Here is an 11,218-nt window from a genome sequence, read left to right on the forward strand (position 1 = left end):
AGTTCATCAGCAATGTGGGACGGTTAAACATTTCCGCCTCCATTAAGCTGAGCCTCTAACTCGTTAATCCGAGCTCTTCAAGATTCTCTCTGGGTGATAACTTCCGAGTATTCCTCGGTATTTGCCGCACCTTCCGCAATCTTGATAACCACATAATCAGTCTCTCGAAGTTGAGCCTTGAGCAAAAAGATTTCTCTTTCTGCCTGGACTTGAGCTGGAGGTTCCGGATCAGGTTCCTCCGTATATGCGACTCCGAGCTTTTCCCAAAACTCTGCCTTGTTCTCTTTGGGCTCTTTGCCAAATGCTTTGCGTTCTTGCTTCCAAATGGCTTGACGGACATGGTATTCGGAACGGTAAATATTTTCGTCGTAAAAGTATTTTTTTATCATTTAGACCTCCTTAGCTCGGAAAAGGAATGAATCGGAGATAACCTTTGTCTTCAAACCACAGATAGATAAGTACTCCCTTTGTAATTTCAGGAGCCTCTCCGTCTACCCACTTTATCTTGTCCGCGCTCCCGGTAACTTGAACTTGGGGAGACCCAGCAAGGGCAATAATCTTAACGAAGGTCGTCCCTGATGTTCCCTCACTTATGAATACATTCCCTCCGTTTACAGCACTATTCGGAGTATCGTCCATAGTGATTTGCTCGTAGACGTAGTCCGGATAAACGATATGCCCATCTACTACAGTTTGGTACCCGCCTAAAACTCCTCTGTTTCCTGTCTTAGGAACTAAATTAGAACCACCCATCAGCGACTCAATCTTCTGCGACGAGTATGTACTGGAGCCACTGACGGTTGTATCATCGATTCCCACGCTGGCACCGACCTGCGTCTTAATGTCGCTCACAGTCGCTTGAAGCTGAATCAGGGTTGTACTGTTGTTCTGAGTTTGAGTCGTGAGCTCGGTAATAGACGAGCCGTGAGCCGTCAGGGTTTTTGCATTCTCAGCAATCGCTTCAGTATTTGCCGAGATCAAGGCCTCTAATGCGGAGGTATCAAACACCCCTGAGAGGTTGTCCCATGCTGTCCCGTTCCACGCAACATTGTCTCCGGCATAGATGTTGTGCTCGTTATCGGAGTTGACGATGTTATAAACATCGCCTGTTGCAGGCGAAGACGGTAACGCAGAGTAGTTAGCGACGGAGCCCCGGTAAACATATGCGTTTGCCAAACCAAGCTGCTCAACCGTTACATTATGCGGATTGTTTTTATTCGAAACATGAGCGCTCAGATCGACCTCTACAGTGGAGACTTTCTGATGAGCATCAAACGCCGCTTCCAGACCCGCATCGGCTGTTCTTGCCGTAGTCTCAACCTTTTCGTTGATGGTGGAAAAATTCTCGTTCAGCGCCTCGTCTCGCTTGGCAAGGGTATCCGGTTTAATCGCAAGAAGATTCATTTCCATCTCCCGATCGCCACATAGTTATAGCGGCCGTACTCAGTATGCGAGGAGCTGCTGTCGCCGCCATCGTCAACCTCCTTCCCCGCCCTCCAGTAACCTGTCCTGCTAGCGCTAACGACCCTATCGGCATAATCCACGACCAGTACGTGATCGTCGATAAACGACACAGGAAACGTCACGATAGCCGTATTCCAGTTAGCACCCGCCCCCCAACATATCATCAGCCCACTGTCCAGCTGGGCGAAATTGCTTCCTGAGCCGCTAACTCCTCCGCTTGATACCTCACTCTTTTTCGCATACGTCGAGGCAATATTGTTGCCGTTTGCATCGTATGTCGCCCGATTGGCGGTGCCGCTGATGTTTACATCCAGTGTGTTCCCGCAAACTTGAAGCGTTCCTCCTGACATAAAAACCGGCTTAGTCGAACTGCCTACTGTTGTACTGCTCGCCGTCGGAGTCCCTGAGCTCAAAAAGATAGGACGATTGCCGGCACCAACTGTCGCAGTCCCCACACGGTTTGCCGCATCCAGATTGACAGCAGTGGCCGACCCGTCCCCCTTGGTAAATGTCAGGGTAGTACCGCTCGAACTGACGGACGCAAAAGCCGAATTAATTGCAGCTCTAATCTTCTGAATCGTAGCTATACCGAATAAACCTGCCATTTATATTCCCTCCTTTAAATACCCACCATCGAGAATCAGTTCTCCGGCAATAGGCTCGGACACCGTAATCCTCAAATTTCCCTCCGCATCAACCTCATCGTAGGCGTAAAAGATTTCGCATTTACCGTTGGTAGTCTTTATAAGCTCGACAATCGCCGGAGTTCTGCCGCATTTATGTTCGCTTGCGTCCACTCTCAGCACGTACCCTGAATCGACGAGGACGAAGTCCTCCTCAGTGAACGCCTTGACGTATATGAAATCCGCCACCTTCTTTGTGAGCATGGCCGTGAAAAGAAATCCTGTGAACGGTTCAGGAACCTCGATGTGACGTTTTCACCCGAGAGCAGAACCCCGCTGATGACTTTCTCGGCTCTGTCAGCGCTGCCCGAGTACACGCCGATAAGGGCGGTTGAGCCAATATTCAGAACGAGCCGATACTTCGGACCGTAAGCTGTTGACACTTGCGTCCAGCGGGGGTCGGCGGCATTAAAACTTTTGCAAATTACACCCGACTCATAGTTCGCGAGAATATCCTCAACTCTCTGAGCGCCAGCCTCTGCCCGATCTGCCGCATTCTCCGATCGAATCGCGTCTTTAGCCGCACTCTCGGCAGAATCAACTGCGTTTTTAGCGGCTTCAAAAATCTCTTTGAGCAGCTCTTCCGGAGTTTTGTTGGACGTTGACGGGACTTTGAGACAGCGGCCCAATACCTCCTTGAGCTCCTGGCAAATCGCTGTCAGCTTGTCAAAGGCTGACTCATGATCTTCCGCATAAAAGGCCCCCTGATTCACAAGGTCCAATTCCTGGTTAATCGGGGTTGAGCGAGAAATAGCAAGTCTATAGTCGGACGGAAGCGCATTCTTGAGTCTTACGGTGCCCCCGAGATTGTTTAGGTTAAACAAAATCGAGTAATCCGTATTAAGCACTAAGACCGATTCATCTCCATCTGAGGCCGCCTGTGTGACTACAACATCGGCCGCACCGGAAGCCCAGAAGGAAAAGGAGAAATCTCGAGCTGCATTATTGCCGGTATATTTTTCAACGACAAGAAATTTAGGAGGTATTGTCATGGTGCCATAAACAGTGTTTTATAGCATCATGGATTATGTAGACGGCCCGTTTCCGAGCCGTTTTAAGGCAATAAAAAACCGCCCGAAGGCGGTAAAACTTCTACTCAGTTAAAGGACATTTAGATGGATACAGCTCCGGTAGCAACAAACAAAAAGTATTGACAACAGTCCCTGCCTTATTTTTTTGAATTTCTGATAGTTGTACCTTCAGGAGATCAAGCTGTGCTTTTAGTTTAAAGGTGCATTCAAACGGAACCTCGGTTAACTGTTTGACGATTTGAGCGTGTCTGCAAATGACACAACGATAATTCTCTTGCGTATGGCCAGTACTATATCGGAATCCTTCTTGACTTACCCGTTCTTTATAACCCGTTAAATCTCTAACAACAAAATGGATCGGCTGACCATAAATATTACCTTTTTCTAAAACCTCGGGCGGCACATGATAGAAAGATTCAACCATCGGATAGTTGATATAAAGCTTGCCAAAATCGGAAGAATCCCGAAAGTGAGACATTAACTTTTGCACGGAATCAGGGTTAAAATCTCCCGTGTGAGGATCTAAATCAAAAACCAAAAAGATGTCTGAGAAATCATCAGCGCTTTTTCCGCGAAGTTTCTCTTTATCGGCATGGCTCACTTGCTTACTGCTTCTCAATACCGCGGTTACATCAAGATCAGAATAGTCACACCCATAACTTTCGTATTCCTTGTAGAGCTTGCACAAATTCGCATTAAGACGCACAACCTCTGACCCAGGCAATTCAAATTTCTCAAAAAGACGTTTTAGAAGCTGAGCCTCCGACTTGCCTTCAGAAATAACCAAGACTTTTTTAGCACTCGAATTCATGACTTAAAAATAGTTTTTCGAGATTGTTACCTTCCCGAATTTCCCGCTCTGTTAAATCTGAAAACGGTTTAATTATTTCATTACGAAGCAAGAAGCAACAATCAGCTCTGGTGTTTGCGTGCTTCAGCAGGTTTGTATTGTGGGTAGTTAAGATGCACTGGATATCCAGACTTTTTGCTAAATTAAAAATCTTCTCTGCCACTTCATAGTGGTAGAAAGCATCAAACTTATCCATGTAAATAAAACTTGGTTTGTTCATTTCAAGCGCTTCGCGCCAGTAAAACAAAACAGTTAAGGCCAGTGTACCGCTAGAGGCAGCTGCAAAAAAAGGCAGTGACTGTTTGTGCGCAAAATACAAACCTTCTCGACCATCCGGACTTTTAGCAACTTTTATCTGTTCTTTAACGTCGTGCTCATTGAGAAATTTTTCAAACTTTTCCGTTAAGCCATGACTAATGATAAAAGAATCCAAATGATCTGACACGGACAACAGACCCATAAAACTATTCCCAGTATCCACCCTTCTGAACCAAAGCATCGAGCCAACGAAATTCATCAATTTTCTAATCGGCGAGTCTTGAGATAAAGGAGAATTATTTGCTAGATATCGTAAAAAAGAAAGTTTCGAGTCCTTGTAGACAAAATTAAGATTCTTAAATCCAAAAGAGGAAAGTCTGTCGAATCGGTGGACTTTCTTGATTTCATCCCACAAAAATACCTCTTCATTATCAATAAAAAGGGATTCTCCCAAGAGATCCAGCGAGGATGTCTTACTGTACGAGTAAACAACCTCCTTACCATCTAATAAAAAAGTATATTTAAATCTAACCGGTTCCGTCGGATGATCCGCATTGGCATAGTAGATGTATGCATCCGGCTTTTTAATCTTGTCTACCAAATGTTGCACTATATCAAAAAGCGCGAAGCCAAGATTAGATTTACCCGAGCTGTTGCGACCATAAACCAACGCCGTCTTAACAAACTTTCCATGAGAAGAATCTATAAGACAGTCCATCGAAAAGTCATAGTTTCTAACTTTTGAAAAGTCCCATGCCAAGGACTTAAATTGCTTAAAATTAGTGACCTCAAATCGCTTTAACATCGTCATTTCCTCTTTCGAAAGGAAAGTATAGAGGATATTATCACAATACCGTAATTTTTTTACGGCATTTGTAATAAATTTTTACTCCTGCGGCTTCCCAAACAGAATACTCGTAGGCATATCGGTATCACCTTCTATATACGCTTTCCATCCGTTGTAGGAACGTCTGATCTGCGTGAACGGAATTTTCATACAATCAGCAACGAGTCCCATCACTGCCATCGCTTTCGAATCAGTTTCTGCGTTATCCGATCCCAGAGTCCTTGCCGCTCTATAAGCGTCATTGATAATACGAGCCAGAGGGGGGGCCGGAATACTCAAATCCGCTAAAGAGTGTGGAAAGCTCACGGGCATAAACAAACATGCCTAAAGCAGTTCCTCCTATGTTTTGGAGCACCCACTTAATCCATTCTTCAGGATCCTTATCCCAATCATCTCCGCGAAGCGCAGAAAAGATCAACGCCTGTCCAAGAGTCGGAATCGCTAAAAGCAAAGTGAAGTCTCGCAGGAAGCCGAATTGCCCCTTAATTGTTTTCATATTCTGTTGGCTTAGAGATTCTGCCCAGAGGTTCTCCATTGAACTGAAGTAGCTATAGAACATCGTCGCAAAAGGATGATTTCTATGAACCAGGGAACGGTCTTTATTATGACCTCCGCCTTGACTATCTAAGACCGCCTGATCCGCCATCTCCACAGCTCGGCCGTCTTCAAAACCTTCTGCAAGCGCCTTTTGGTATGCTGCCTGCCACGTCGGCACATCTACAAGCATCTGCATGTATTGCATCGGAGCAAAAGCCATTTTCTCATATGCTCGCCCCATCTTCCCAAGCTTACCTTTGCGAGCCAGAACGTTAAAGTCAGCGATATCCGCATTCAGAACATCAGACCTCAGCCGCATCATGAGAGATTTCTCATGACACTCTCTAAATGCGCCGTGGGGGTTGACAATCATTTTCAGACCGGCGGCAAATATCCATTTTGCCCCTACTCGCTGAATTGACTGGGTGATACCTAAAGGCTGTAATGCGGCCGTTGTGGCCGAAAGCGCCATTGCGTTAAAGGAAACATTCCCTTTGAGGAAGTTGGCTCCTTTATTTGCGAGAGTCTCAAGGGCGGGATTAACCATAGCGTTTCCTCCGCCCGCAATTGCCACCAGATGATCAGACAACGCCCGATAGTATTTCACACCGAAATTTTGGACAACTGCTTCTTTGAAGTCTTCATTGCGGAATATTCGGTTAGTGTCTTGGACCCACTCTCGGAAGCAAATGTCATGCGTCACCTTCTGCAGATGCTGTCCTATCACCGACAAATCAAGCAAAAGACTTCGATTGACCTTTGCCATACGAGAAATTAAATGACCTTGTTTTGTGGCTGAAGCCTGATTGGCTCCACGAATCATCTCAGTCCCTAAATCTTTGATTTGCTGCTCAGCCGAAGCCACGCTTTTACCCGGGTCATAGACAATTGGATAGTAGCCGCCTTTTAGGGAAATGTCATATCCGTCAGCCGTATGAACGTGCAGAGGCTCGGCCTCCACTTTCCGAGGTGAGATGCCGTTTGTTCTTTTTTCCAGCTGTTCCATCTCGGGCCAGTAATTCTCAAGGAAATCCCAAACATTCTGTACAAACTCCAATTCTGACTTTGTAAGTTTTCCTAAGATTTCCGCCTGAGCCGCCTCACTAATATTTGTCGTGAGTCTTTCTTTATTAATCTTATTGCCGCTATTAAGTGCTACCGCGATCATGCCGGCGCGTGACATTTTTAAACCCAGATTCGAGATATAGACTTGAGAGGTCAGTTTTGTGCCCTTAATACTGTCCAATAATTCGACAAGTTTCCTTCCCGCCTCCTGCTGCATGTAGGTTTCCTTATCTCCGCAGTGATTCAGGCGCGCCACAAGCTTCATCATGGCAGAGTTTTCGTTAAGACCTCCCATCTCTCTCATCAGAGAGGCAAATTTCCTATGAGATAGGAGAAATTCGCTTAAAGAGCAAATCCAAGAATTTTGCGGCTCTACTTTAAAACCTTGCTGCGATTTCTTACTCGGAACCATATCCTCAACCATAGCTTCAGCCCATAATTCAGCTGTTTTCTTTTGTTGATTCAGGCTATAGTGCCGCAGTCTGCTGCCATGAAAAGCCAATACGCTCAAAGCCGTTTCCAACTCGGTAAACTCATCTACCGTCATATCCTTGTAGTTTTTGACATTGGAGACATCAAAAAGAGAACTGCTCACTAAACCCATTGGGAAGCCTTTTTCTTCCATAGATTGCGCAAAACTATCAAAGGATTCTCGCGGCGTATGTTCATCTCGAATCTTGTAGAGACCTGCGAGGTAAAGTATCTGATCCAAGTATCCTGCATCCATTTCTTTGCGTAATACTTTGCGATAACGGATCCCCATGCGATTAACGTCTCTAATAGTGGACGAGACTCGATCAATTGCCTCGTTGACTGCTTTCATTGCCGCAGCATTAAAGAGCTGATTCTTCTTTGCTTCCTTTGCCGTCTCTGCATCCCCTTTAGCCAGAGATCTTTCATAGATCCTTTGATATTTGCGCATCGCCTGGCTGTAAAGCCCCGGTTTCAGATCTTTGACGGCAGTCTTTGAAACGACTTCATCGGCCCATGCCTTAGCCGCCTGCAGTATGATGGGATTGCGCTTACCCGCATTTAAAAGATCTAATTCTCGGCTCAAACGCTGAAGTGTTAAATCGTTCAGCGCAGACTTTCGTGCAAGTTCACGAACTTTATCAGGCGTCATCTTGTAGCCGAATTCTTTTTTAACAGCGTTTTCAGCAGATTCCTGCGCTGCCAATTCAATTGGAACGCCGGCAACAAAAATTAAATCCTTGACAAATTCAGTCTCATTTTCATAACCGAATTGACGACTCAAGACATCCAGAGGATATCCATCGTCGTATAGGACGCCAATCCTATCCAACTCTTCTACTTGCTCTTTAGGCAGAAAGTCAACATCCTGCCGAGAGATAGGAAAGATCGGATTACCGTTTTCCTTTTCTTCCAGCATGCGCTGACGCATTTTGTATATGCGTTCTTCTTTAAGCTTATCCATTGCCTCTTTGTAATAAAAAGCATAGGCCTCCTGTCTGGCTTTATCCTCGTCGGCAAATTTAGCTTGGTACTCGGCGGTCTTCTTCTCTAAAAACGCCCGCTCCCCAAGAAGCTGAGTCGTAAGGCGCGCTTTAGCGTAATCGTCCTCGTCTTTCATTTTCGCTTCCCATTCGTACCATTCTTCATCAGTACCGGGAAACTGATCGCGAGTAATATACGTATTAGCTAAGCCGAGAACAGCCTTAGCCGTGCGGATTTCCTGATCCGTAGCGAGCATTCGATCCATAACTCTCCGAACCCCAGGCGTCAATTTCACGTTGAGTTGTTTAGCTGATGAGTACACGCCCTTGAGCCAATTCATGAAGGAATGGAAAATCCTCATAAGCTTAATTGACGGCGCCTTCCCCTCTCGCATATAGCGCTCAAAGCCGCGAGCAAACTTCTCGTGATATTCGCGCTTTTCTTCTAGCGTCATCGCGTTCCAGTCGTTCAGACTCTTTACACCAAACCATCTCATGAGAGTTCTCATGTCTCGTCTCAATTGCTGAGGAGCATCAGGCTGATTGGCTAAGTCCGTCATCACGTCAAGGAAAAAGTGACCCGATTCATGAATAAAGGTTGAAGCATCCGAAGACTGAAAAAGCGTAATCAGGCGTTGAGACGGAGAATAGGCACCGCGGGGGCCTGCCTGAGTTTGGAAGAGCGCTCCATTCTGGATACGAGAGGGATTGACATTGCCGCGAAGGATACCTAAACTAATCCCATCAATAGCGCCATCTGGCTGGCGGAAACTCCCCGTGGAATCATGGGCAAAGCCCGCGTTCAGGGATGGCGCTATTTCTGTTTCCTGTGGTGATCTGTTTTGAATGTGAGGTAGATTGACATTTTCAGAAAGACTGCCTACACTGCCTCTATTGGCTCCTGCTTCCTGCGAGTGATCCCCGTTTTTAATGGGCGTAGTTCGGTACAGGGTAGGAGCTATTTCTATTTCTGTTAGTTTGTGGTCTTTGTACTTTATATCTCCGAGAGTATCCGTTCTTTCTTTAACCTCGGGCTCTACAATGTCTAGCTTGATTTTTACCGAATAGAGCTTTCCTCCCATACAGAGCGCTGAATAGTAGATATCTTGACCCACACTATTCGGATGACGATCGTCGGCTGGCTCGCAATGATCGTATTCTGCGTTCTGTATCATCTCTCGTAGAGCTAGGTAGGACTCTCTATGATCTCGTTTCCGAGCTCGTTTCGTAGATGCCTTGATATTCGCATTGGGGAAGCTCGCGATCTGTCCAGTGGACTGAATCGTTATATTCCCTCCCGTCTGCAATACTTCTTTCACCCATGATACGAAGTCCTGCATCCTTTCAAAATTAGGAACAAGACCATTTGATATCTTTACGACTTTTGCCGTTGCGCTATCAGGTTTGCGAACTATGCCGTCTTTTACTAAAGGCACGCCCTTCGATTCTTGTGCTCCTCCACTTTGATAAAGAACATCTCCGCTCTTCTCGTTCAGCCGAGTTGTTAAATCCTGAATAGCTCTAGTTCTTGCACCTTCCTCATCGCCGTATTTCACTACGGTAAGCCCTGCGTCCTCAAGGCGCCGCACTGTAGCTTCACTAGTTCTCTCAGGAACAACTGCGCCTCTGAACTCGTCCAAACCGACTGCTCTCTGAGGCTTAGCCTCAAAGTAATCAGTCATTGAGGCCTTAATGTCGCTGAGGATTTCAACTCCGAGTTTTACCGTTTCGTCTGACGGCTCAAAACCTTTCTTCTTAAGCGCCGATCTTACTCGTGCTTCTGTAGGCTTACTCTTCAAACCAGCGACTTTGGCCAGTGCGGCCATAGCTTCATCGAAAGAGTCAAAAGAATCTCCCTGATACTCCTTAGCCGCCAAGGCCCGATAGCTATCTAATTTCTCGTTGGTTACGGTATTTTGTTGATTTACCGTTTGCGAGTCTGTTACCAGATTTCTGCTGCTCTGAATTTCTTCAATCGATCCGAACTGTTTCGCGGCAGCGGCTCTGATCTTACCGGCACCGAATGTCATTGTTCCTTCTTTGTTGCGCACAAGATTCGAGCGCATGGCTTCAACGACATTTTCTAAAGTAATCGGTTTGAGCTTGCCCTTAACCTCAATCATCGGCGCGTCAAAAGCGTGTCCTGCAAACTTATCAGCCCACGCCTCAAACTCATCTCTGAACTCGTTCGCCTTGTCTTTAAGCGCGTACCCGTAATCGCGAGACTCTTTAGGTACGTCCACTTCGATACCCTTTTCCTTCAGGAACATGTAGGCGCCGATCTTGGAGACTAAGAGATTCTTAACCACGCCGTCTTTATTCGGAGCGGTCTGAAGGTCGTATATAAATCGCCTCGGCTCATCTGTAAAACCACTCTCCTTAGCGGCATCCTCGACTCTTTCTTTAAATTTCTGAGCGCCTTCGGAATTGACCGATCTTTCCCATACTGGCTCAGGGAAAGTCTGAGTGTACGCATCCTGAGAAAAAACAGGCGTACCAGTCTTTGGATCGACCATATCCTTTGTGCCGATGAGAGATATATCGCCAAAATCAGTATATGGTGCAGCTTGTTTGGTAATTCCAAGAGACGGAACAGCAAAGCCGCCTAAATCCAAGGCTTTGTTTAAGTTCTCTTCGTTGATGTTGTGAACAGTAATCAGACGATCCGAAGGAGCGGCCGACTGATTAAATACTCCTTCGCGCGCCCCTATCGGCGATAGCTCGGACTGATACAAATCTCCCACGGAGGTGTCGTTCTGATATACAATTGCCTCATTAGGGATCGACATGCTGGCGGTGGAGGAATTGGACCTGTGATATCGCCTTAAGGCCTCGATCCCTTTAGTTTTTTCATATCCAAGTAATCGTCCAAACCAATCTTGGGCTATCTCGTCTTTTTCGTAAGCACTGCGCAGACTGTTGTCAATAGTGATCCGCCCTCTCCTGTTAATCGCTGAAATATTGCAGAATCTAGAGCCTCTAGCAGAGGCTCAGCTCTTAATCCGAAGGCATCTTCTTTAGAAGTCTGT

The 11,218-nt window shown here is 46.2% G+C and carries 7 protein-coding genes; all 7 read right to left on the reverse strand.

Going from position 1 to position 11,218, the window contains the following annotated elements; genetic code table 11:
* Window positions 1–77 precede the first annotated feature (77 nt).
* The 7 genes from NFR90_RS11075 to NFR90_RS11105 all read right to left on the reverse strand — a co-directional run bounded on the left by NFR90_RS11075 (window position 78) and on the right by NFR90_RS11105 (window position 10,978).
* Window positions 78–389: a hypothetical protein gene (locus NFR90_RS11075; protein ID WP_251453067.1), complete on the reverse strand. Its 312-nt coding sequence runs from the start codon at window positions 387–389 to the stop codon at window positions 78–80.
* 10 nt (window positions 390–399) lie between these two features.
* A complete protein-coding gene (locus tag NFR90_RS11080; RefSeq protein ID WP_251453068.1) occupies window positions 400–1,410 on the reverse strand; it encodes a hypothetical protein in 1,011 nt (336 codons plus the stop codon).
* Window positions 1,401–2,069, reverse strand: a complete 669-nt coding sequence (locus tag NFR90_RS11085; RefSeq protein ID WP_251453069.1) for a gp53-like domain-containing protein — start codon at window positions 2,067–2,069, stop codon at window positions 1,401–1,403. The genes NFR90_RS11080 and NFR90_RS11085 overlap by 10 nt, the downstream gene beginning before the upstream one ends.
* 194 nt (window positions 2,070–2,263) lie before the next feature.
* Complete coding sequence (locus NFR90_RS11090) at window positions 2,264–3,139, reverse strand: hypothetical protein (RefSeq protein WP_251453070.1); 876 nt, start codon at window positions 3,137–3,139, stop codon at window positions 2,264–2,266.
* A 100-nt stretch (window positions 3,140–3,239) separates the two neighbouring features.
* Complete coding sequence (locus tag NFR90_RS11095; protein ID WP_251453071.1) at window positions 3,240–3,989, reverse strand: hypothetical protein; 750 nt, start codon at window positions 3,987–3,989, stop codon at window positions 3,240–3,242.
* Entirely contained in the window at window positions 3,973–5,097 is a 1,125-nt protein-coding gene (locus NFR90_RS11100; protein ID WP_251453072.1) for an AAA family ATPase, read from the reverse strand. The genes NFR90_RS11095 and NFR90_RS11100 overlap by 17 nt, the downstream gene beginning before the upstream one ends.
* A gap of 274 nt (window positions 5,098–5,371) precedes the next feature.
* Window positions 5,372–10,978, reverse strand: coding sequence for an LPD3 domain-containing protein (locus NFR90_RS11105; protein ID WP_251453073.1), 5,607 nt, complete (start codon window positions 10,976–10,978; stop codon window positions 5,372–5,374).
* Between the last annotated feature and the right edge of the window lie 240 nt (window positions 10,979–11,218).

It is taken from the genome of Parasutterella muris (genome assembly GCF_943193095.1).
In the GTDB taxonomy this organism is placed as follows: domain Bacteria; phylum Pseudomonadota; class Gammaproteobacteria; order Burkholderiales; family Burkholderiaceae_F; genus Parasutterella; species Parasutterella muris.

What these genes read in the sequence shown, in the direction of transcription:
- NFR90_RS11075 (WP_251453067.1), bottom strand. Translation starts at nt 389, where the DNA reads ATGATAAAAAAATACTTTTACGACGAAAATATTTACCGTTCCGAATAC.
- NFR90_RS11080 (WP_251453068.1), bottom strand. Translation starts at nt 1,410, where the DNA reads ATGGAAATGAATCTTCTTGCGATTAAACCGGATACCCTTGCCAAGCGA.
- NFR90_RS11085 (WP_251453069.1), bottom strand. Translation starts at nt 2,069, where the DNA reads ATGGCAGGTTTATTCGGTATAGCTACGATTCAGAAGATTAGAGCTGCA.
- NFR90_RS11090 (WP_251453070.1), bottom strand. Translation starts at nt 3,139, where the DNA reads ATGACAATACCTCCTAAATTTCTTGTCGTTGAAAAATATACCGGCAAT.
- NFR90_RS11095 (WP_251453071.1), bottom strand. Translation starts at nt 3,989, where the DNA reads ATGAATTCGAGTGCTAAAAAAGTCTTGGTTATTTCTGAAGGCAAGTCG.
- NFR90_RS11100 (WP_251453072.1), bottom strand. Translation starts at nt 5,097, where the DNA reads ATGACGATGTTAAAGCGATTTGAGGTCACTAATTTTAAGCAATTTAAG.
- NFR90_RS11105 (WP_251453073.1), bottom strand. Translation starts at nt 10,978, where the DNA reads ATGTCGATCCCTAATGAGGCAATTGTATATCAGAACGACACCTCCGTG.